22 protein-coding genes are annotated in these 21,607 nt (G+C 42.7%); 14 read left to right on the top strand and 8 right to left on the bottom strand.

Annotation, left to right across the window (positions count from 1 at the left end; genetic code table 11):
- Positions 1-23 precede the first annotated feature (23 nt).
- Entirely contained in the window at positions 24-500 is a 477-nt protein-coding gene (locus AB6735_RS22885) for an Lrp/AsnC ligand binding domain-containing protein (protein WP_076373882.1), read from the top strand.
- Between the two features lie 118 nt (positions 501-618).
- Here the strand turns inward: AB6735_RS22885 and AB6735_RS22880 are convergent, their stop codons facing one another.
- The 3 genes from AB6735_RS22880 to AB6735_RS22870 form a co-directional block, all read right to left on the bottom strand.
- Positions 619-2,892, bottom strand: a complete 2,274-nt coding sequence (locus AB6735_RS22880) for a Tex family protein (RefSeq protein WP_370998412.1) — start codon at positions 2,890-2,892, stop codon at positions 619-621.
- Positions 2,893-3,183: 291 nt separating this feature from the next.
- Positions 3,184-3,957: a GDSL-type esterase/lipase family protein gene (locus AB6735_RS22875; RefSeq protein WP_370998411.1), complete on the bottom strand. Its 774-nt coding sequence runs from the start codon at positions 3,955-3,957 to the stop codon at positions 3,184-3,186.
- A 337-nt stretch (positions 3,958-4,294) separates the two neighbouring features.
- Complete coding sequence (locus AB6735_RS22870; RefSeq protein ID WP_370998410.1) at positions 4,295-6,415, bottom strand: prolyl oligopeptidase family protein; 2,121 nt, start codon at positions 6,413-6,415, stop codon at positions 4,295-4,297.
- 447 nt (positions 6,416-6,862) lie between these two features.
- On the opposite strand from AB6735_RS22870, the gene AB6735_RS22865 reads away from it, so the two are divergent.
- Positions 6,863-7,615, top strand: a complete 753-nt coding sequence (locus AB6735_RS22865; RefSeq protein ID WP_370998409.1) for a hypothetical protein — start codon at positions 6,863-6,865, stop codon at positions 7,613-7,615.
- A 74-nt stretch (positions 7,616-7,689) separates the two neighbouring features.
- On the opposite strand, the gene AB6735_RS22860 is transcribed toward AB6735_RS22865, so the two are convergent.
- Positions 7,690-8,031: a hypothetical protein gene (locus AB6735_RS22860; RefSeq protein WP_370998408.1), complete on the bottom strand. Its 342-nt coding sequence runs from the start codon at positions 8,029-8,031 to the stop codon at positions 7,690-7,692.
- Positions 8,032-8,181: 150 nt separating this feature from the next.
- On the bottom strand, positions 8,182-8,487 hold the full coding sequence (locus AB6735_RS22855; protein WP_370998406.1) for a hypothetical protein: 306 nt from the start codon (positions 8,485-8,487) through the stop codon (positions 8,182-8,184).
- A 114-nt stretch (positions 8,488-8,601) separates the two neighbouring features.
- On the opposite strand from AB6735_RS22855, the gene AB6735_RS22850 reads away from it, so the two are divergent.
- The 7 genes from AB6735_RS22850 (at position 8,602) to AB6735_RS22820 (ending at position 15,409) form a co-directional block, all read left to right on the top strand.
- Positions 8,602-9,348, top strand: a complete 747-nt coding sequence (locus tag AB6735_RS22850; protein ID WP_370998405.1) for a UDP-2,3-diacylglucosamine diphosphatase — start codon at positions 8,602-8,604, stop codon at positions 9,346-9,348.
- Between the two features lie 275 nt (positions 9,349-9,623).
- Positions 9,624-10,697, top strand: a complete 1,074-nt coding sequence (gene prfA / locus AB6735_RS22845) for a peptide chain release factor 1 (protein ID WP_370998404.1) — start codon at positions 9,624-9,626, stop codon at positions 10,695-10,697.
- A 309-nt stretch (positions 10,698-11,006) separates the two neighbouring features.
- On the top strand, positions 11,007-11,954 hold the full coding sequence (locus tag AB6735_RS22840; protein ID WP_370998403.1) for an FAD:protein FMN transferase: 948 nt from the start codon (positions 11,007-11,009) through the stop codon (positions 11,952-11,954).
- Between the two features lie 191 nt (positions 11,955-12,145).
- Positions 12,146-12,475, top strand: coding sequence for a hypothetical protein (locus AB6735_RS22835; RefSeq protein WP_370998401.1), 330 nt, complete (start codon positions 12,146-12,148; stop codon positions 12,473-12,475).
- 27 nt (positions 12,476-12,502) lie between these two features.
- Positions 12,503-13,381 (top strand): hypothetical protein, encoded by an 879-nt coding sequence (locus tag AB6735_RS22830; RefSeq protein WP_370998400.1) that lies wholly within the window; start codon positions 12,503-12,505, stop codon positions 13,379-13,381.
- Between the two features lie 6 nt (positions 13,382-13,387).
- The gene (locus tag AB6735_RS22825) at positions 13,388-14,071 is read left to right on the top strand and encodes a response regulator transcription factor (RefSeq protein ID WP_370998399.1); all 684 of its coding nucleotides are present in this window, start codon (positions 13,388-13,390) and stop codon (positions 14,069-14,071) included.
- 3 nt (positions 14,072-14,074) lie between these two features.
- On the top strand, positions 14,075-15,409 hold the full coding sequence (locus AB6735_RS22820) for a sensor histidine kinase (protein WP_370998397.1): 1,335 nt from the start codon (positions 14,075-14,077) through the stop codon (positions 15,407-15,409).
- 47 nt (positions 15,410-15,456) lie between these two features.
- Here the strand turns inward: AB6735_RS22820 and AB6735_RS22815 are convergent, their stop codons facing one another.
- Positions 15,457-15,600, bottom strand: coding sequence for a hypothetical protein (locus AB6735_RS22815; protein WP_370998396.1), 144 nt, complete (start codon positions 15,598-15,600; stop codon positions 15,457-15,459).
- A 40-nt stretch (positions 15,601-15,640) separates the two neighbouring features.
- On the opposite strand from AB6735_RS22815, the gene AB6735_RS22810 reads away from it, so the two are divergent.
- The 4 genes from AB6735_RS22810 to AB6735_RS22795 all read left to right on the top strand — a co-directional run bounded on the left by AB6735_RS22810 (position 15,641) and on the right by AB6735_RS22795 (position 18,259).
- Complete coding sequence (locus AB6735_RS22810; RefSeq protein WP_370998395.1) at positions 15,641-16,321, top strand: OmpA family protein; 681 nt, start codon at positions 15,641-15,643, stop codon at positions 16,319-16,321.
- 147 nt (positions 16,322-16,468) lie between these two features.
- A complete protein-coding gene (locus tag AB6735_RS22805) occupies positions 16,469-16,858 on the top strand; it encodes a hypothetical protein (RefSeq protein ID WP_370998393.1) in 390 nt (129 codons plus the stop codon).
- A 78-nt stretch (positions 16,859-16,936) separates the two neighbouring features.
- Entirely contained in the window at positions 16,937-17,437 is a 501-nt protein-coding gene (locus AB6735_RS22800) for a heavy-metal-associated domain-containing protein (RefSeq protein ID WP_370998392.1), read from the top strand.
- A gap of 21 nt (positions 17,438-17,458) precedes the next feature.
- Complete coding sequence (locus tag AB6735_RS22795) at positions 17,459-18,259, top strand: hypothetical protein (protein WP_370998391.1); 801 nt, start codon at positions 17,459-17,461, stop codon at positions 18,257-18,259.
- Between the two features lie 70 nt (positions 18,260-18,329).
- On the opposite strand, the gene AB6735_RS22790 is transcribed toward AB6735_RS22795, so the two are convergent.
- Together AB6735_RS22790 and AB6735_RS22785 are read right to left on the bottom strand one after the other, a co-directional pair.
- Entirely contained in the window at positions 18,330-18,689 is a 360-nt protein-coding gene (locus AB6735_RS22790) for a ribonuclease E inhibitor RraB (RefSeq protein ID WP_370998390.1), read from the bottom strand.
- An 80-nt stretch (positions 18,690-18,769) separates the two neighbouring features.
- Positions 18,770-19,684: a hypothetical protein gene (locus AB6735_RS22785; protein WP_370998389.1), complete on the bottom strand. Its 915-nt coding sequence runs from the start codon at positions 19,682-19,684 to the stop codon at positions 18,770-18,772.
- A gap of 350 nt (positions 19,685-20,034) precedes the next feature.
- On the opposite strand from AB6735_RS22785, the gene AB6735_RS22780 reads away from it, so the two are divergent.
- Positions 20,035-21,597 (top strand): glycoside hydrolase family 10 protein, encoded by a 1,563-nt coding sequence (locus AB6735_RS22780; protein ID WP_370998387.1) that lies wholly within the window; start codon positions 20,035-20,037, stop codon positions 21,595-21,597.
- Positions 21,598-21,607: the final 10 nt, after the last annotated feature.

Raw genomic sequence — 21,607 nt, 5'->3', positions numbered from 1 at the left:
TTTCAATATAGATATTCAAATTTATGTCCCACAGAAAAGCTCAAAATTTAGAAATTGATAATCTTGATATCCAGATTTTATCAATATTAATGAAGAATGCTACCACTCCGTACACCGAGATAGCTAAAGAGTTAATCGTTTCTGGCGGAACCATACACGTGAGAATGAAAAAGTTGGAAGAGATGGGTGTAATAAAGGGAGCCAGCCTGGAAGTAGATCCTCAGAAATTAGGGTATGATATTACAGCCTTCCTGGGTATATACCTTGAAAAGGGCTCTCAGTACAACGAAGCGGTTAAACAACTAAAAACCATAAAAGAGATTGTTGAGCTGCATTATACCACCGGCGAATGGAGTATTTTCGCCAAGATAGTGTGTCATGATACCACCCACCTGCGCGAGGTTTTGAACGAACAGATCCAGGGTGTTAAGGGCATTCAACGTACCGAAACTTTCATCTCGCTTGAAGAAAGCATCAGGAGGCAGATCACTTTGGAATAAAATTTTACTCGATTATAAAAAGCGAAGGCTGTCATCCTGAGCTTGTCGAAGGATAGGGCGCAGAGGCCCTACCCACATACTTCGACAAGCTCAGCATGACAGCCTTTAATTTATTCCCCTACTTAAACTTGTTCTTCAGCGCCGCCAATTTTATGGCAATATCTGTTTCCGGTTCCTGTGCCGGTTTTTTGTTATAAGTAGGTTTATTATTGCTATTACCGGCGGGCCTTCTGTCGTCATTCCGTCTTTCCTGCGGGGCGCTTTTATCATTTTCTTTCATGGATAAAGCTATGCGTTTACGGTTTACATCAACCTCGGTTACGGTAACTTCCACTTTCTGGTGTACTTTCAGTACCTCGTTAGGATCTTTGATATACCGGTTAGTGATCTGGCTCAGATGAACCAATCCATCCTGGTGAACACCGATATCTACAAAAGCGCCGAAGTTGGTAATGTTGGTGACGATGCCGGGCAGTTTCATGCCTACCTTCAGGTCGCCAATGGCATTTACGCCATCGGTAAAGCTGAAAGCCTCGAATTGCTCGCGCGGGTCGCGGCCTGGTTTGGCCAGCTCGGTCATAATATCGTTCAGCGTAGGTAAGCCCACGGTTTCCGAGGTATATTTTTGCAGCGGAATGCTTTTGCGCAGCGGAGCATTGCTCATCAGATCTTTCACTGTGCAATTCATGTCTTTAGCTATTTGCTCCAGCAGGCTGTAACGCTCGGGATGCACCGCGCTCGAATCCAGCGGGTTTTCGGCCTGGTGGATGCGTAAAAAACCGGCGGCTTGTTCAAAAGCCTTATCACCCAGGCGGGGAACTTTTTTCAGCTGATCACGGCGTTTAAAGGCACCATTCTGATCGCGGTATTCCACAATGTTTTGCGCCAGTTGCGGACCAAGACCCGATACGTAAGCCAGTATTTGTTTAGATGCGGTGTTCAGCTCCACACCTACGGCGTTCACGCAGCTCATTACGGTATCGTCCAGCGAGGTTTGCAGTTTGTTCTGATCCACATCATGCTGATATTGCCCTACGCCTATTGATTTGGGATCGATTTTTACCAGTTCGGCCAGCGGATCCATCAGTCTTCTGCCGATAGACACTGCTCCTCTCACCGTAATATCCTTATCCGGAAACTCTTCCCTGGCCACATCAGATGCCGAGTAGATAGAAGCCCCGCTTTCGTTCACCATGACGATCACTACGCCCGGCAAATTCAGATTACGTACAAACACTTCTGTTTCGCGACCGGCGGTACCATTGCCAATAGCAATAGCTTCAATATTATATTTTTGGAACAGGTGCTGAACTGTTTTTTCGGCCTCACGTGCCTGCCCGGCCCCGGTATGCGGGTATATGGCGGTATTTTCCAACAGTTTTCCCTGCTCATCCAAACAAACCAGTTTGCATCCTGTACGGAAACCCGGGTCTATAGCCATCACACGTTTCTGGCCCAGCGGAGCGCTCAATAACAGCTGACGGGCATTCTCGGCAAATACGCGAATAGCCTCTTCGTCGGCTTTCTTTTTGGTAAACAGGCGCACCTCGGTTTCCATTGATGGTTTCAGCAAGCGCTTGTAACCATCGGCAATAGCTTGTTTTACCTGGTCGGCAGATGGGTTGATGCCTTTTACGAAACTATCTTCCAGTATGGCAATGGCTTCATCCTCTTCGGGCTTAATATCCAGCCACAGGATCTCTTCCTTTTCGCCGCGGCGCATGGCCAGGATGCGGTGTGATGGCGCCGATTTCACGGCTTCTGTCCAGTCGAAATAGTCTTTATACTTGATACCTTCTACTTCCTTCCCATCAACCACTTTCGATTGAAAAGTTCCTTTTTCAATAAACAATTCGCGGATGCGGGTACGTACTTCGGCATTTTCGCTGATGGTTTCGGCAATAATATCCCTTGCACCGGCCAGGGCCTCTTCTATACTGTTCACGCCTTTTTCTGCATCTATATAGGTTTCAGCAGCAGTTTCCAGGTCAACTTTGTTTTGCTCCAATAACAGATCAGCCAGTGGTTGCAAGCCTTTTTCGCGGGCCGTGGTAGCACGGGTTTTGCGTTTAGGGCGATAAGGCAGATAAATATCCTCGAGCGATACCATGGTTTCGGCTTCGTTGATCTGTTTTTCCAGTTCGGGTGTTAATTTACCCATGTCAGTCAGCGATTTCAGGATGGCCTCGCGGCGTTTATCCAGGTCGCGCAGTTGTTGCACACGGTCGCGGATCTCGGTTACCTGCACTTCATCGAGTGTGCCGGTAACCTCTTTACGGTAACGGGAAATAAACGGAACGGTAGCACCCCCGTCAAGCAATTCAACAGTGGCACTCACCTGCTTTTCGGCAATGGAAAGCTCCTGGGCTATTTTTTTATAATGCGATATCATAGTAAACTTTGGACTGCGAAGTTGGGTACTCTTTGGTTAAAAAGCAAAAATGGTTTGTAAAATTATAACACACAGGTCATGCCGAATTACTCCAGTATCCCATTGGGATTACCTTAAACCTCAAATATGTCATTGTGAGGAACGAAGCAATCTCGTAGCTATTCTAATTAACGCGAGGAGATTATTAATGCTGTTAATCGTTTTTTTAAGATATTAATGAGCTCCCGCTGGTCGGTTGTCCACGCTGCGCTTGCAATGACATGATATAGTATTTATTATTGAAGATATCCATTACTTAGCTATTCTTCTCACCACTTTCTCAATCGCCCCACCCCAAAATTCACCTAAAGCCAAGGCTCCCTGCTTGTTGGGGTGCAGGTAAAATGTACCCTGGTTACCCTTTTCAGGTATCAGATCGGTAAGGTGATGTTTTTTAAAATAGTTGAATGCCTTTTTATCGCCTGCAAAAACATGCTTAGGGTTAGTTGCGCCGTAAGCAGCTACCAGGCTATCCAGTTTAGGCACATAGCTTTGCAGACGTGATAAACCTTCCTGCAAATATTTAGCGCCATTATAGGTGTTTGCGCTATACCAGATGGGGTGCTGGTAAATAACGATAGCTTTTGGAAAATCGGCCAGGAGCTTCTCCGTAATGGTTTTTACGTTTTGGATATAATCCGCTGGCGATACGGGCGCACCATGAGGGCCCTGTATAGCGCTGTCGTTAGTACCCAGTTTCATGGAAAATATCAACAGGGCTTCTTTATCCGTAAAGGCACCAGCGGCTTGTTCCACCTGGGCAAAGGTGTTAGTGCCGGGTAAAAAATCGAGCGTGGTATAGCCGCTGTGGCCCTGGTTGCTAAATTCAACCGTGCCCAGGTTTGCTTGCTGACGCAGCCAGGCTATGGCGGTAGCAGGCGGCGCTTCCGTAGCCGGGTCACTCAGTTGCGCGCCTTGTGTAATGCTGTTACCTATAAAAACAACGTTGATGTTTGTTTTTTTGGATTGGGCGAAGGTTGATAAAATACTGCATAGTAATAGTGCAGCAATAAAGAAATGTTTCATAAACTTATTTAGTTCCTCAAATATCGTTTTTTCAAATTTCCCGCTCATGAAAAAGCATACAGCAAGAATCGAACGCGGTATCGACTCACCCCGACGTCGCTGCGCTCGTCACCCCTCTCTACGCTTCGCGCATAGAGGGGTTTTCTTTTTTTCTTTACCCTCTTTGCGGCAAGCCGCAGAGAGGGTGGTCCAGCGAAGCGTAGACCGGTCGGCTATGCGACTTGTTTTTAACCTTGTAAGTTTAAACTCCGCCTTTTCATGGGCTATTGCTCTTGAGAGGGGATCACACAATGCCCGGCTTTTTCATTCACAACTCACAATTCACTAATCACAACCCTTACCACTTCACGCCCATATTCCAGAACATGAATGCCCATTTATCAACCTGACCGCTGATCACCTGGGCTGTACTTTGCCCTGCACCATGGCCTGCCTTAGTCTCGATACGGATCAGTACCGGGGCCGCGCCTTTTTGATACTCCTGCAGACGCGCGCCAAACTTAAAGGAATGGGCTGGAACTACACGGTCGTCATGATCGGCCGTAGTCACCATAGTAGCAGGATATTCCTGTGGCTTTAAGGCATGATAAGGCGAGTAGTTATACAGGTATTCAAACATTTCTTTCGAATCTTCGGCAGTGCCATAATCATAGCTCCAACCGGCACCCGCAGTAAATTTGTTATAACGCAGCATATCCAGAACGCCTACCGCCGGGAAGGCTACTTTAAACAGGTCGGGCCGCTGGGTGATCATGGCGCCTATCAGTAAGCCGCCGTTGGAACCACCAGATACCGCCAGATGTTCTTTAGAGGTATATTTATTTTTGATGAGATACTCAGCAGCCGCAATAAAATCGTCAAATACGTTTTGCTTTTTCATTTTAATGCCTTTACGGTGCCAGGTTTCGCCATATTCGCCGCCACCACGCAGGTTAGGCACCGCATATATACCGCCATGCTCCAGCAATATAATGTTCGATGTGCTGAAAGCCGGTGTCAAACTAATACCAAAACCACCATAGGCATATAATAAGGTAGGGTTTTCGCCATTAAGCACAGTACCTTTTTTATAGGTGATGATCATCGGGATCCTGGTTTTATCCTTCGATGTATAAAACACCTGTTTCGATTCATATTGTTCAGGATCAAATTTCACCCCCGATTTTTTATACAGGGTTGATTTGCCCGTGGCAATATCCAGCTTAAAAATAGTGGTTGGGTATATGTAGCTGGTAAAAGTATAATAGGTTTCTTTCTCCGCTTTTTTGGTGCCAAAACCAGAGGCTGTACCCACCGATGGCAGGGAGATGGTTCGTTCTAGCTTACCGCTCATATCATATTGCTGCACAAAGGAGGTTGCATCCTGCAGATATTCCGCGAAGATCTTGCCACCGCCGGTTGTAGCGCTCAATACATTTTTAGTTTCAGGAATGAGGTTTTGCCAGTGGGTAACCGTTGGGTTTGCGGCATCAACGGTAACAATTTTAAAATTTGGCGAGTATATATTGGTAAGGATATACAGTTTGCTGCCCACATTATCCAGTATCATATGCTGATTATCAAAATTGTCAATAATATTGACAATACTGCTGCCGGGCTTGCTCAGATCCTGGATATATAGTTCGTTACCGGTGGTTGATGTAGCGGCGGTGATTACCAGAAAACGTTCATCTTCGGTAAGGTAAGCGCCAATATAGCGACGCGGTGTTTTATCGCCACCAAAAATAAGCTTGTCGGTACTTTGCGGCGTGCCCAGCTTGTGGTAGTATAGCTTGTGATACTGCGTCATGCCCGATAGCTGACTGCCGGCTTTGGGCTTATCATAACTGCTGTAATAAAAGCCATCGGTACCTTTCCAGGCCAGGCCGCTGAATTTGATATCGGTGAGCGTATCGCCCACCACGCTTTTATCGGCGGTTTTAATCACGATCACCTTGCGCCAGTCAGATCCGCCTTCGGAGATCTGGTAAGCGGCCAGGTCGCCATCTTTGGTAAAATCTATCCCTTGCAGCGAGGTAGTACCATCGGCCGAAAATTTATTGGGATCTAAAAACATCTCGGGCGTACCGTTATCACCTATCTGCCGGTATAATACCGACTGGCTTTGCAAACCATCGTTTTTATAAAAATAGGTGTATTTACCTTCTTTAAACGGCGCGCTGTATTTTTCATAGTTCCATAAAGTTTCCAGCTGTTTGCGTATTTCTTCGCGGTATGGGATCTGGTCCAGGTAGTTTTGGGTAACCTTATTTTCGGCTTTCACCCATTCTTTGGTATCCGCGGCCTGGTCATTTTCCAGCCAGCGGTATGGATCTGGTACTTTGGTTTCAAAGTAAGTATCAACGGTATCAACTTTTTTGGTTTGGGGGTAGGGTAGCGTTTTTATAGTCATTTGTTGTGCATGAGTATAGCTGCAAAATAAAACAGCCATTGCAAATAAACAGGTATTTAGTTTCATGTTGATTTTAAATTACAGGAAAACTAAAGGTAGGAATTTGGTTCATTAGTTCATTTGTTAGTTCGTTCATTAGTTCACTGGTTCATTTGTTCATTAATCTTAGCAAACTGGAGCTGCAAGTTTATCGATTTGCACCAATGAACTAATGAACCAGTGAACTAATGAACTAATGAACTAATGAAAGTTAAAAGTTGTTAATTTTAGCCAATCCTGCTGTTTAATTGAACGGGGCGAGCTATATTAGCCCCCGATTATGAAAATAAGCTCAAACCGGGTCATTTAATCCGGTTTATATTGATAACAGATACTGAGCGTAATTATTTATTTACAAATGGATTTTTACTATCTGTCTTCTTATTAACAATAATGCTTTTTTTTACACGTTTGCTAAACCGAACAGGATAATAAGCGACAAACGTATACAAGTTGTTAGTACAAATTTATAACATGAAAAAAATCTTTACATTACTTACGGCAGCCCTCATGATGCTGATAGTGTTGAACGCAAAAGCCCAGGATAGTCAGAATGATGGCGACGCCCCGGCCAAGCTTAAAAGCTATGTTGGCATATTTGGTGGTCAGTCGCGCCCGATGAGCGACTTTAAAAGCACTAATTACAGTAACCTGAAAGCGGGTTTTGCTAAAAATGGTTTTGTAATGGGTATTGATGGAGCTGTTTATTTTTATAAACATTTTGCCATAGGCTTTACCGTGTCAAAACAAGATCAGGGTAATTTAACTTTTGATGACGATCAAATAATTTCACAGGGGTATACGGATGATTTTAAAGCCGACGGTTCCACCGTTACTGCCGATAAGCGGTACAGAAGTTATAATATTTTGCTTGGCCCGCAGTATACATTCGTATATCACCATTTCAAATTTGACCTAAGGGCATCGGCCGGCGCTATTAAAAACACCGCCACACCAAGTATAGCGGTTGTTATTACCGGGGTACCGGCACAAACCGGCACATTTACCCAACAAAGCTCAAAAGGTACAGCCTTTGCTTACGGTGGTAGTGCCGATGTTCGCTTTGATATGGGTTCTGGCTGGGATCTGCTGCTGAAAGGCAACTATATTAACTCCAAAGGACCAAATATTTCTACCACTGGCCGTACCAGCAACCTGGGCCGTATAGTTACCAAACAACCTATGACCGAAGGTCAGATCGTGCTTGGTTTAGTAAAAGAGTTTTAATTGAAATAAAACAGACAAGATCTGTTTAGCATAAAAAGAGGCTGTATCATCAATCATGATACAGCTTTTTTATTTTAATGAACCTCTATCTGTTGAGGCTGGCTGGCCACTACTTCGGGCTGTTCTTTAAACATCTCAAAAGTGCCGGTTACGCATACCTGCCTGCCTTTAATATGCGGCAGATCCAATGTTGTTTTGCCTTTTACCGCGACGGTATACTTTTGATGTGGATAAGCCCCGCCCAGATTTAGCAGGGTCAATGTATCGTTTACCATTTTCATGGAATAAACGGTATCGCAAAGGGTGCCGGTTTTACCCAGGTTGTTTTTAAAATCTGCCGCGTTAAACGCGTGCTGCGCATTTGCCGCGCCTGCAAAAGCGAACAGCAAAGCGGCCAAGGTTAATATCTTTTTCATGAGCATTATTTGTTCGATGGTTTTATACCTGTAATTATAATTCAAAGCATCGAAGTTATGGCATGAGTCATAACATATTTACAAATATTCAATCTCACTCATCCTCTCAAGAGGAGAGGATTTTGACTAACAAAATGAATAAACAGCTATTTAAGCCCCTCTCCTTTGGAGAAGGGTTGGGATGAGGCTTTTGGGATGCTTATTACTATTAAGCGCCGGTTTGCTATCCTTATTCTTAGCAGCCTGCTGATCTGCCCTGGGAGCTATCCCATCTTCAAAATTCAGGGTAAAGGCCGATTCCGAAGCACGGCTTGCCCTTTCCAGGCCGCTGATATTAGGCTCGTCGGCATCAAGCAGTTGGTTGCCGGTATCATGTTCTTCGCCCTGTTCAAATTCATTGCCGGGGTTTTTATCTTTCTGAGCGTCGTCGAGGTTTGGGTTTTCTGGGTTTACCATAATTTTGTGGGTTAATAGTTATACAACGATAAACGGGCCCGGATGTTTGTTTGGCTAAACATAGCGGCGGGCCGGGTTTTCTGCTTTCGTGCTTAAAATGTATTTTTGCCGGGTATGCCAATCCGTAACAAACTTTACTTCGCTTCTGATTTTCATTTAGGCGCAGGCGGTTATACCGAAAGCCGTAAACGCGAAGACCGGATAGTTCGCTGGCTGGACAGCATAAAAGCCGATGCCGCGGAACTGTTTTTAATGGGCGATGTATTTGATTTTTGGTTTGAATACAAAACGGTAGTGCCCAAAGGCTATATCCGTTTTTTGGGTAAACTGGTCGAACTTACCGATGCTGGCGTAAAGCTTTACCTTTTTAAAGGCAATCATGATATGTGGATGTTTGATTATTTTGAAAAGGAACTGGGAGCAACCATCATCAGTAATGAGTTGAAGATAGAACGGAATGGCAAAAAGTTTTTCCTGCATCACGGCGACGGACTTGGGCCTGGTGACGGCTTTTATAAAGTGCTGAAAAACTTTTTCAGGAGCAGCTTTTGCCAATGGCTTTTTGCTCGTATACACCCCAACCTGGGGGTCGGCATCGCCAATTACTGGTCGACCAACAGCCGTATCAGCAATCAAAAGAAAGAAAACCCCAAACCAGGCGAACAGGAATGGCTGGTTACTTTTTGCCGCGAAGAACTTCAAACCAATTTTTACGATTATCTTATTTTCGGTCACCGGCACCTACCGCTTGATATACAGCTAAACCCCAACAGCCGCTACATTAACCTGGGCGAATGGGTAAACTACAATACCTACGCCGAATTTGACGGAGTTACATTGAGTTTGAAAAGTTTTGAGTAGTAAGGTGGTGAATAGTGATTGGTGAATTTTGACTTGCCAATCCACATATTATTATTTGCATAGCGGTTTTGACTCACCACTTTACTATTCACCCACTCACTGTTCGCCCACTCATTTTTCACCGCACAATACTTACAATACACTGAATTATATATGCCTGAAAATATGTACTTTTGTGCGCTTTTTGCAGTAAGTCTGTATCCCGAACGAAAAACATAAACAACTTTCCTGTCCGGACCACCACTGTAATAAGCTAAAGATATTGAGGATAATATATGTTAGAGAAATTAGAACTGATATTTCAACGTTGGAAGAGTGTAGAAGGCGAATTGAGCAATCCGGAAGTAATGTCGGATATGAAACGCTTTGCCCAGCTGAATAAGGAATATAAAGACCTTGCCAAAATTGTTGATGAGTACCACATCTATCGTAACATCATCAGCAATATTGATACAAATAAAGAGATCCTGGCTACAGAAAAAGACGAAGAATTTCGTGAAATGGCCAAAACCGAACTGGATGAGTTATTGATCCGGCGCGAAGAAAAAGAAGAAGAGATTCGCCTGATGCTGATCCCTAAAGATCCCGAAGACAGCAAAAATGCTATCGTCGAGATCCGCGGTGGTACCGGCGGTGATGAGGCAGCCCTTTTTGCCGGCGACCTTTACCGCATGTATATGCGCTATTGCGAAAAACGCGGCTGGAAAACTGAACTCGTTGATTATACCGAAGGTACCAGCGGCGGCTATAAAGAGATTGTATTTAATGTAAACGCCGAAGACGCTTACGGCAACCTAAAATATGAGTCGGGTGTTCACCGGGTACAACGCGTACCGGATACCGAAACTCAGGGCCGGGTGCATACTTCCGCTGCCACGGTTGTGGTATTGCCCGAGGTAGATGAGTTTGATATCGATCTGCAGGTGAGCGATATCCGCAAGGACCTTTTCTGCGCATCGGGACCAGGCGGACAGTCGGTAAATACTACTTACTCCGCGGTGAGGTTAACCCACCTCCCTACCGGTATTGTGGCGCAATGCCAGGATCAAAAATCGCAGTTAAAAAATTACGATAAGGCTTTGCAGGTATTGCGCTCACGTGTTTACGAAATGGAATTACAAAAACACCTGGAAGAAACTTCTAAAAAACGTAAAACCATGGTGTCAACCGGCGACCGCTCTGCCAAAGTGCGTACCTATAATTATCCGCAAGGTCGCTTAACCGAGCACCGCATTGGCCTTACCATATACAATCTGCCCGGCGTAATGAACGGCGACCTGCAGGAAATTATGGAAGCTTTACAGTTTGCAGAGAATGCCGAAAAGTTAAAAGAAGGAACAGTAGTTTAAAGACCCTATCCGGTTTTTCAAGGCCGGGGCTAATCTTTGGACGATATATAAAATGCCATAAGTGTGTTACTTATGGCATTTTTAATTTACAGGCAATTTCTTCCATCTAACCAATTGTAATCCAATTGTTAAAAAATGTGAAAACTATCGCGGTGCGATAATTACGCTCCCTTTTTCATCTTATTTTCATATAAGGGGGCTACTTTAGTTTTTGTACAGCGATAATGTAGCGCTTTTAAGAACATGTTCGTATTGCTTTTAGCGCTTTGTAACACTGTTTATTTTTTTGACAATAACTAAATTTTATTTATGCTGGCAGTAAAAACTTTAACCAATAATTTAACCACTTACAGGCGTAGTGTACGCTTAATGGGTGATAAATTTGAAATTAGTGTAGTTGGGAATGATCCTCTACTGGCCGATGAACAAATTGATATTGCCATTAACGAAATTAACCGCGTTGAAAAATTGCTGTCGGCTTTTAGCGAAGACAGTAATATTAACCAGATCAACCGTAACGCGGGTGTTGAACCCGTAAAAGCGAACGCTGAAATTTTCAGACTGATTGACAGGGCGCTTCAAATATCAGAGCTTACACACGGAGCATTTGATATGACTTACTTTACCGGCACTGGCTATACCGGTGATGAGACCGCGTTTGCCGAAAATGCCGATGTTAAAATAGCACCATCGCCGGTAATGCTTACCAACTATAAAAATGTGGTGATTGATGCCGCTAAACAAACCGTTTTTTTAAAGGAAAAGGGTATGCGTATTGGCTTTGGCGCCAACAGTAAAGGCTATGCCGCCGACCGTGCCAAATATATTTTGCAAATGAACGGTGTAAGCAGCGGGGTTATTAATGTGGGCGGCGATCTGCTAACCTGGGGCACACAGCCTAACCAAAAACCATGGACGGTGGCTGCAGCTGATCCTGAACAAAAGAAACAACCATTTGCCCATTTAGATATCAGCAATATGGCTTTTGCTACATCGGTGAATGCCGAAAAATATGCCAGCATCAGCAACAAAAAATTTGTAAGCGTGATGAATGCCAAAAAAGGCTTTCCCGTAAGTGAGATCACCAGCGTAAGCATCATCAGCCCAACAGCCGAACTATCAGATGCCATGGCTTCACCACTGATCAACATTGGTGTTAACGCGGGCCTGTATATGATCAACCAGCTAAATCAAATTGCCTGTATTATTATTGACGACCAAAACCGTATTTATACGTCAAAGGATGTTAGTATCTAATACAAGCATTTATACAAAACATATCATAATTATTCTGGCCAACCTACAGCTTCATTACTCATCTGCCCTAACATTTTGTGTGCAAAATATTAAGGCAGATGTTATTTTTATTAACAGCATCCCCTCCCCTTGGATTTAACTGTTTAAATTGACCGATATTTGACAACAATTTTAAGTTTTTCTTCCCCTCAATGATAAAGTGGTTTGCGTATATTGTCCTGATATTAATATTTGCACCATGTTTATCATTTGCCGGCGCTAAAAACAGTCTGTCAGACCCCGTTTATAGTAAAATCGTAATCATTCAGCACAATAAAATTCCTGTAGATACGATATTGGCAAAAAACGCGAAGGATGAAAAAAATAAAATTAAAGAGGTAGCAAAACCAAAAAAGCAGGCTAAGCCCACAAAGGTTGATGATTCAGGGGAACCCGTTACCTCTAAACCCAAACCCAAAAGACAACGCCGGCCCGAGGGCATGGAACGCCCGCCGGAGATACCCCGAAGAAATGGCAATTAACAGGTTAATAAAAAATTTCAATTGTTGATGAAGTACCTTTGCTTACTTTTTTTTATCGCCTGCAGCAATGCCTTATACGCTGCAGGTATTGACCGGAACTTTCTGGCGACAGGTCGCGACTACCGGTTTACTGCCGATACCGATACCATTGTCAGAAAAAAATCGGTTTCTGTAGGTGTAAGTTATGGCAGCGACGCTTTGTTTTTCGGTCGCACAGGGCCTATTAAGTATCCTTTTGTTACGGGTGATGCCATATATAATAGTAAATCGGGCGTGTTTGTATACGGTTCGGTGCTCAAAGTATTAGGCTATGCACCGGTTGATGAGGTTGATTTGGGCGGTGGTTACTTTTACAAGTTTTCAAAATCATTTTCGGGCGCCGTTAGCTACACGCGGTTTATATTTAACAAAAATGCCAATGTGATCAAGTCGGCATCATCAAATGATATCAACTTCAAAAACGCTTACGACTGGAAACTCTTCAAAACCACCGTTGTTCTGGACTATCTTTTTGGAAAATCGAACGACTTTTTTACCACTGTAAGCACCTCTAAATATTTCGAAAGCAGCTGGAGCATTTTTGACGATAATGACTATCTATCGTTCAACCCTTCATTCAATGTGATCCTGGGAACACAGAATTTTGTACAGCGTTATGAAGTCGACCACAATTACCAGCATGTTTTACCCCCTTCTGTATTAGAGAATCTCAACCTGAGCGCCGCGCGCCGGAACAGGGTATTTAACGTACTCAATTATAGCTTTAAGGTACCGGTTGCCTATAACCGGCCGCATTATACGCTGGAGGCCTCCTGGCGATATTCTATGCCTGTTAATGTGGAGGGAACGCTCGAAAACAGACGCGAATCATTTTTTAACTTTACATTTTACTACCTTTTTTATTAACGGCGCATGAATGTACTGATTATTGAGGACGAGCGGGCACTTGCACAGGAATTGGAAATATTTTTAACCAATTATAACTATATCTGCGATGTATGTTTTGACGGCTCGTCGGCTTCTGAAAAAATCGCGGTTAATCTGTATGATTTTATCCTGATAGATCTGGGATTACCCGATTATGACGGCCTGGACCTGTTAAAAGAAGCCAAAAAGATAGATTCCGAAGCCGCATGCATCATACTCACCGCCCGTGCCGAAATTAATGACCGTATTACAGGGCTTGATCTGGGAGCCGACGATTATTTACCCAAACCATTTTCGCTGCTTGAGCTTCAGAGCCGCATGCAGGCCATTATCCGCCGCAAATTTGGGGTAAAAAATAACACCATTGAACTGGGAGATTTTCTGATTGATCTCACTAATCGTACTATATCGCATGGTAACAACGTTGTAAATACGATCACCAAAAAAGAATTTGACCTGATAGCCTATTTAATTTTACACAAAAACAGGACCTTAACCCGTATGCAGTTAAGTGAGCATATCTGGGGCAGCGTGGTAAATAACGATTACGACTCCAATTATATTGATGCACATATCAAAAACATACGGAAAAAGTTAAACGCCTTTGGCTCTCCTGATTGGCTGGAAACTGTAAGGGGTTTAGGTTATAAAATAAAGATCAACGCTTAAGCATTGAGACTCAGAACAAAACTTACGCTTTTTAATGCCATATCAAAATTGGTTATTGTAGTACTGTTTGTATTGCTGTTACCCGTATTGATCAAAAATATAAGCAGTAATTATGTTGACAATAAACTCATTAAACAAAAAAACAAGCTGCTGCAAATAGTAAAAAGCCGGGGAATTGAAGCCTACATCGAAAACGGCGAAGCTTATGGCAGCTACCTTCCTCTTAAAGAAGAGTTCATCAGCTTGGATGAAGTTGAACCCGATTTTTTTTTAGATACCATTAAACTGGGCAAACGCAAGTTTACCGAAGGTGATACACTGGAATATCGTATCCTAAGCCATACTTTTAAAGTTAAAAGCCACAACTACCTGCTGGAGATAGGTAAAAGTGTTGATACGCTTGATGAAACCAGTGCCCCGTTACAAAATATCGCGTTCCAGGTATTGCTGGGTATGATATTATTAACCATTCTGGCCGATCAGTTTTATTCAAACTATGTACTCAAACCATTGCGGCTCATTATTAAAACCAAGCTTGTTGGTCAAAAGTTCCCCAACTTTAACTCCTACCGAAAGGTGCGAACTACTACAAGCGATTTTGAATACCTGGATATCAGTATCCACAAAATGGTGGAAACCATTGCCGATAAGTTCCAAAAAGAACGTGAGTTTATATCCAACGCTTCGCATGAACTGATGACCCCGATATCTATCCTGCAATCGAAGATCGAAAACATGTTTGAAGAAGAGGACATCAGCGACGACCTGAAGGTGCGTTTAATCGAGATGCAAAAAATATTGAACCGTTTAAAAAGCATCACCAAAACCCTGTTGCTGATATCACAAATTGAAAACGAACAATTTTTAAAAGAAGACAAGGTTACAGTAGTTGAATTACTACAAGACGTATATGACGAAATTTCTATACGCCTGCAGGATAAAAACATCGATTACAGTATCGACATTCCTGAAAATTGGAACCTGGTAAATATTAACAAGTTCCTATTATTCAACCTATTTTTTAACCTCATCAACAATGCCACTAAATACAATAACGAAGGCGGCTATATCCAAATAACCGGAACAGCGGGGCACAATAACTTTATCATTAGCATAGCCGATAATGGTATCGGCATCAACGCAGAGGCCATTCCTTTTATATTTAACCGTTTTAAAAAATTCAGGCAATCGCTTCAGCAGGATAGTTTTGGTTTGGGTTTGCCCATCGTAAAGTCCATAGCAACTTTTCATGATATCGATATCGAGGTAACCTCTGTTAAAGATACCGGCAGTACATTTAAATTGATATTTCCAACTACGCTCATTGTGATTGGTTAAATTACTCCGGCTACGATGCTTGTATCGACAATTTTACATTCCTTGTACTAAAAATAAGCCATTTTTTCGGCTTTAGCCAAAATGGCCGCCGCCTGGTCGAAAATTACTTTCCTAAACATTAAAAAAATATAGCGATAGTGTGCTTTTACGTGCTTTAAAAAACAATCCCGGTTTTTTGTTGTTTTTGGCATTGGCTTTGCCAATGATATATAAAACATATCATAATTATATATGAAAACTCTTAGAATTAAGGTAGCCACCCTGAGTTTGGCTTTAGCCACCGTCGGTATTTTAGGCTCAGGTTGCGATTCATTGACCAAAACACAAAAAGGTGCAGCAATTGGTGCAGGTGCTGGTGGTACAATAGGTGCTTTTATTGGTAAAGCAGCAGGTAATACCGCACTGGGAGCCATTATTGGTGGCGCTGTAGGTGGTACTGCGGGTGCGTTTATAGGTCGTAACATGGACAGACAGGCTGCCGAAATAAAACAAACCGTTCCTGGCGCTACTGTTACGCGTGAGGGCGAAGGTATTTTGGTTAAGTTTGATTCAGGTATATTATTTGACACCGATAAGTCTGACGTTAAACCAGCCGCGCAAGCCAACCTGCAAAAACTGGCTACTTCATTACAAAACAATCCTAATACCAACATTTTAATAGTAGGCCACACCGACAATACCGGTTCTGATTCCTATAATATGAATCTTTCTGTGAAGAGGGCCGAATCTGTAAAATCATACATTGTGGCAAATAATGTGAGCTCATCACGTCTAACCACTTCCGGCAAAGGCGAAAGCGAACCTATTGCGGATAATACAACAGTTGAGGGCCGTGCTCAAAACCGCAGGGTGGAGATAGTAATTGTAGCCAATGATCAAATGAAACAGCAAGCTAAACAAGCTGCCCAATAATAACCATATAATAAGATCAAGTTAATTTATTAAAGAACCCGGCCGCGAGGGCCGGGTTCTTTGTGTTTATACCAACCGGTTGGTCATATTTTCATAATATCTAAAAACAATTTGTAATCAAGGAGTTAATCCATTATTTTTGTTATTATGATAAAAAGATCAGGAGCTTTATTATTGACCTTACTGTACACCGTTACAGTGCTGGGCTTTGCTCTTAATCTGCATTATTGTGGTACACAGATAGCTTCTGTTAAAATTGATTCGCCCGCCATTAGTTGCAAAATGGATCAGGCTTGCGGCAAAACAAAATGCTGCAAGAACAAGCAACTACAGATCAAAGTAAAGGATGCACACCAGATTGAACCGGTTTCTATTCTCTCTAAGCTTTTTGGATTTGATGTACCCCGTTTATCATTTAATGGACTATTTACACCATCCAGGCAATCATTCGCCAGCCCATCCCTTGAGCGTGGGCCACCTGGCATGCCCTGGCAAAATATAGCCACATTTATTAAAAACTGCATTTTCCGTATTTGATCAACATTAATTGTATACTGCTTACCCGGTAAAAACTACCGGTAGTTTATTTTTCCAACAATTAATTAAAAGATCAAAATGAAAACTCTAAAAATATTCATCGTACTTTTTGCACTTACTATTACAGCTGCAAAAGCTCAGTTTACCAAAGCTGAACTGCAAGTTAGCGGTCTTACCTGCGCGCTATGTGCAAAATCAACCGAAAAAGCATTGCGTACTCTTCCTTTTGTAAGCGAGATCAAAACAGATCTGATGCATAATTTATACCTCATTACTTTTAAAAGTGATGTACCAGTAAATTTTGAGCAGATCAGCAAAAAAGTTCAGGGCTCAGGATTTTCGGTAAATAGCTTAAAAGCCACCTTTAACTTTGATAATACCAAAATTGCGGATAACGTTTTCAGCTATGGAGGCGATACCTACAGGCTGTTGAACCCTGCAGATAAAGCCATCACAGGCAATGTAAATTTCACTATAGTTGATAATGGCTTTGCCCCAAAATCTGTATCCAAAAAATATCTGGGTCAGGTTACTGATACTGCTCCGGCAAGCGGCCGCATCTATCATTTAGCTATATAATCTTCATTAAGTAAAACGATCATGAAGAAATTGATATTGGCTATCGGCCTCATCGCTTTGGCATGCTCCGGGTTTTCGCAGGAGCTGTATGTAAATACCGAACCGGCCAGCAACATGGCCACCGGCTCATTGGGCCTCCGTTTAGAAAACCAGGGATTTTTTAAACCCGATTATAAAAACCGTACAAGTTTTGAAGCGATGTACGGTGTAAGCAGGCATTTAATGGTGCATGGATCGTTGTACGCATCTGATTACTATAGCAATAACCAGCATTTTGAAGGTGGCAGCGTATATGCTAAATACCGTTTTTTATCAATAGATACCGTACAGAAGCATTTCCGTGGAGCTTTTTTCCTGAAAGCATCCAGCATCAATAATCCTATCGTTAACCAGGAAATAACGTTAGAAGGTGATAACTCCGGCCTGCAAAGCGGTGTGGTATTCACTCAGCTTTTGCATAAGTTGGCGTTATCCGGCTCGGCAAGTTATCTGCGTGCTTTTGATAATCGTGGCGGATATGACCTTACACCCTTACAGGCCCGCAACGCGGTAGCCTATACTTTATCGGCCGGATATCTGCTGTTCCCTAAAAATTATAAGGACTATCAGCAAACCAATGTTAACCTGTATGCCGAGCTACTGGGTAAAACTAATCCAGGTCACGGGCAAAGCTACCTGGATGTGGCACCGGCAGTCCAGTTTATATTTAACAGCGTTTGCCGCCTGGATCTTTCATACCGCGCCCCACTCTACAACGATATGATTCGCAATAGCAAGAATATGTACCTGGTAAGGCTGGAGTATAATTTTTTTAATCTATGATCTGATCTGATAAAATGCAAAGGTCTTGTTTTAGATATAAGCAGGGCTTTTGCATTTTCATTATGATAACTTAGGTACCTACTTGCCAGCCATCAAGCTTACAATCATATTTGTATCCTAAATCCCACATAACCTTATTCCAGTTATTAATATTATTTAATTTCATTTCTTTGGGATCAGTAAAACCAGAGATTTCAAAATCTCCGTTATAATCCCGAATTACTATTTCATTGTAATCAGGAAATTGATCTTGAAGATGTTTTTTAAAATGAATGGCCTTAACTTCAGTATCCGTAAGAAAATAAAATTCGATTGGTAGTTTATCAATTGGAGTAACTCCGTCTCGATATATTCTATCCAATACATCCTCGTTGACTTCAAGCTCAATATCATTTTCGTATGATTCCTGATCAAAGTATGTGTTTTCCATTTTTAAAACTGTATTTTATTAGTAAAAAGCCCCGCTCCGGTATCCGGAACGGGGCTTTATATGTCGGTTGATACAATAGCTTATTTAAGTGTAAAACCTGTTTTACCCATGGTACCGCCATCTGCATAAAGCAATACGGTGTAAGTACCTTTTTGGAAAGGCAGGTTTGGGTTCACCCAATCAATAGTGTACTGGCTACCATCATCCTTAAAGTCAATAGATGTTTTATAGGTGTATTGCAGATCCTGGTTATCGGCGCTGAAAGTTCCGCCATCAGCAGGAGTTATCAGGTTGCCGGTTGGGTCAATAATACGCACATAAATATCATGCAGGCCCTTTATGGCAATGCTATTGCTGGCCACTGTAAAGTTGATCTTGATCTTTTTAGCGGGGCCTGCGCGGGTAACATCAACCTCCTTACCGCTGTTTTTAACCTTATAGGCAACTACATTTGCCTGAGCCAGCTTGAGCGCCTGCGCCACTTTCACTTTGGCATCCAGATCCTGGTTTTGCTTAGTGAGCGTATCGGCCTTTTTGGCTACCGTAGCCAGGTTGGTTTTTAGCGTATCCCTTTCGGTTGTTAATGATTGATTTTGTTTTTTCAGCTCCTCTATATCAGCGGTATATTTGGTTACAAAATAACGTAGTTGTTTTACATCTTCCTGAGCTTTAGATAATTCGGCTTTAGTTAATTTACCTTTAGCCAATTGGGTTCGTAATACTTTGATCTTGGCGACCAGCGAATCGTTTTTGGCCTGCATTTGCTGTGATAGCTTGGCTTTTCCTGAATTTACCTGCTGAATTTGCGACTCCAGACTATCTAATTCCGTTTGCAGACGGGTTTGTTCATCATGCTGGTACACAATTTTAGTGTCCGACTTGTTTTTTTGCAAGTACAGATACACATCAGTACCCAATAGAGCCAATACCACCACGATGAGGAAATAAATGACGTTGGAGTTTTTCTTAGATGGTTGACCGGATTGATTTTCCATAGCAATTAAATGTTTAATGTTTTAATACAGTTAAAAAGCAAAGCTGTTTTAAAAAAATGCAGCTATTTAACTATTGTGATTAATTTACAAGCAAATCTAAACAGATAGATATTGCGCGCTTTACCTGTATTTACCCTTTATCAGCACTTTCATGCCCAACGATATTTAAACGTTGAAACACTAAAAATATGATTTTTAAAAGAATTTCAGGTAAACAAATACAGTTGGCAACAGTTAAAAGTAAATACAATATGCTAAAATCACAATAAACCATCAAATTTTATACTTCATAATAAAAATGCAACGTTATGAGTTTTATATCTTTGCAACTTTTACTTTAATACCCATTAATGCATATATTTCGCCGCTTTATACTACTGATCATACCCCTGCTTACCATCGCAACTGTTTACGCGCAACCCGCCGAACCTGCTTCTGATGAACCAATAGTTAAAACCGAGCCCAAACGGGAATTCAGAGGAGTATGGATAGCAACAGTAGTCAATATCGACTGGCCCACAAGCACTAAGTTTACAACCGACAAGCAAAAACAGGAACTGATAGATATACTCAACTCGCATCAGGAAACAGGTATCAACGCGGTAATGCTGCAGGTAAGGCCTGCCGCAGATGCTTTTTATGCCAAAAGCCGCGAACCCTGGTCGAAATATTTAACCGGTAAACAGGGTCAGGGGCCCACTCCTGCTTATGACCCCCTGGAGTTTGCCATAACCGAGGCCCACAAACGTGGGATGGAACTGCATGCCTGGTTTAATCCCTATCGGGCTACGTTTGATGGCAATTTTGCTGCTCTGAGTCCGCAGCACATCACCAAAGTAAAGCCTAATTGGTTTTTTACTTATGGCGGTATCAAAACTTTTAATCCTGGTTTGCCGGAAGTGCGCGAATATATTGTACAAGTTATACTCGACGTGGTTGATAATTATGATATAGATGGTGTGCACATGGACGATTATTTTTATCCGTACCCTATTGCCGGTCAAAAGATCAATGATGAGGAAACTTTTAGGCAGTATGGCCAGGGGTATGATAATATTAAAGACTGGCGCCGCCACAATGTAGATCTGCTGATAAAAATGATAGGCGACAGCGTACACGCGCACAACCCTGACATCAAATTCGGTATCAGTCCGTTTGGTATATGGGCCAATAAGGCGCAGAACGACGAGGGCTCTGAAACCAGTGGTGGTTCTTCGTTTTATGAAAATTACGCCGATTCACGTGAATGGGTAAAACAAGGCTGGATAGATTATATCAATCCGCAGCTTTACTGGCCCATCGGGAACCGGGCGGCCGATTTTGAAAAGCTGCTCGACTGGTGGAGCGACAATACCTATGGCAGGCACCTGTATATCGGGCAGGCGGCTTATCGCATCAATGAGCGTAAAACAGCTGCCTTTAAAAACCCTAAGCAACTGCCCGACCAGATTAATATGATGCGTGAGAATCCGAGGGTTCAGGGTAGTGTTTACTTTAGCTCCAATTCATTAACCAATAATCCTTTGGGTTTTACGGATTCACTTCGCGAAAATTATTACAAGTACCCAGCCCTGCCGCCCGTGATGCTTTGGCGCGACTCCATTGCCCCTAATGTACCCCGGGAATTCACCGCAAAATCTGTACAGGGCCATGTACAATTAAAATGGATGACACCCACGCTGGCCCGCGACGAACAGCCTGTCTATGGCTACGTGATCTACCGGTTTACCGATGGCGAAAAGATCAACATCGACGATCCCAAGAACATACTGCGTATTCAGTATAATAATGGCTTAGCCTTTGAGGATGCCACGGTACAAAGAGGCAAAACCTATATGTATGTGATCACCGCGCTCGACAGGTTAAAAAACGAGAGCGACCGATCGCCAACTATCGCGGTAACGGTTCGCTAAGCAGCTGTTC

Origin of the sequence: Mucilaginibacter sp. RCC_168 (assembly GCF_041355315.1) — a bacterium.
GTDB lineage: Bacteria > Bacteroidota > Bacteroidia > Sphingobacteriales > Sphingobacteriaceae > Mucilaginibacter.
The sequence above is the reverse complement of the archived record's forward strand: the minus strand, read 5'-3'. Positions and strand labels throughout refer to the sequence as shown.

Coding starts and splice junctions, on each gene's coding strand:
- AB6735_RS22800 (WP_370998392.1), top strand. CDS start 16,937: ATGAAAACTCTAAAAATATTCATCGTACTTTTTGCACTTACTATTACA.
- AB6735_RS22815 (WP_370998396.1), bottom strand. CDS start 15,600: ATGCCAAAAACAACAAAAAACCGGGATTGTTTTTTAAAGCACGTAAAA.
- AB6735_RS22860 (WP_370998408.1), bottom strand. CDS start 8,031: ATGAAAAAGATATTAACCTTGGCCGCTTTGCTGTTCGCTTTTGCAGGC.
- AB6735_RS22790 (WP_370998390.1), bottom strand. CDS start 18,689: ATGGAAAACACATACTTTGATCAGGAATCATACGAAAATGATATTGAG.
- AB6735_RS22810 (WP_370998395.1), top strand. CDS start 15,641: ATGAAAACTCTTAGAATTAAGGTAGCCACCCTGAGTTTGGCTTTAGCC.
- AB6735_RS22875 (WP_370998411.1), bottom strand. CDS start 3,957: ATGAAACATTTCTTTATTGCTGCACTATTACTATGCAGTATTTTATCA.
- AB6735_RS22870 (WP_370998410.1), bottom strand. CDS start 6,415: ATGAAACTAAATACCTGTTTATTTGCAATGGCTGTTTTATTTTGCAGC.
- AB6735_RS22830 (WP_370998400.1), top strand. CDS start 12,503: ATGAAGTACCTTTGCTTACTTTTTTTTATCGCCTGCAGCAATGCCTTA.
- AB6735_RS22880 (WP_370998412.1), bottom strand. CDS start 2,892: ATGATATCGCATTATAAAAAAATAGCCCAGGAGCTTTCCATTGCCGAA.
- AB6735_RS22825 (WP_370998399.1), top strand. CDS start 13,388: ATGAATGTACTGATTATTGAGGACGAGCGGGCACTTGCACAGGAATTG.
- AB6735_RS22840 (WP_370998403.1), top strand. CDS start 11,007: ATGCTGGCAGTAAAAACTTTAACCAATAATTTAACCACTTACAGGCGT.
- AB6735_RS22780 (WP_370998387.1), top strand. CDS start 20,035: ATGCATATATTTCGCCGCTTTATACTACTGATCATACCCCTGCTTACC.
- AB6735_RS22865 (WP_370998409.1), top strand. CDS start 6,863: ATGAAAAAAATCTTTACATTACTTACGGCAGCCCTCATGATGCTGATA.
- prfA (WP_370998404.1), top strand. CDS start 9,624: ATGTTAGAGAAATTAGAACTGATATTTCAACGTTGGAAGAGTGTAGAA.
- AB6735_RS22785 (WP_370998389.1), bottom strand. CDS start 19,684: ATGGAAAATCAATCCGGTCAACCATCTAAGAAAAACTCCAACGTCATT.
- AB6735_RS22805 (WP_370998393.1), top strand. CDS start 16,469: ATGATAAAAAGATCAGGAGCTTTATTATTGACCTTACTGTACACCGTT.
- AB6735_RS22855 (WP_370998406.1), bottom strand. CDS start 8,487: ATGGTAAACCCAGAAAACCCAAACCTCGACGACGCTCAGAAAGATAAA.
- AB6735_RS22885 (WP_076373882.1), top strand. CDS start 24: ATGTCCCACAGAAAAGCTCAAAATTTAGAAATTGATAATCTTGATATC.
- AB6735_RS22835 (WP_370998401.1), top strand. CDS start 12,146: ATGATAAAGTGGTTTGCGTATATTGTCCTGATATTAATATTTGCACCA.
- AB6735_RS22850 (WP_370998405.1), top strand. CDS start 8,602: ATGCCAATCCGTAACAAACTTTACTTCGCTTCTGATTTTCATTTAGGC.
- AB6735_RS22795 (WP_370998391.1), top strand. CDS start 17,459: ATGAAGAAATTGATATTGGCTATCGGCCTCATCGCTTTGGCATGCTCC.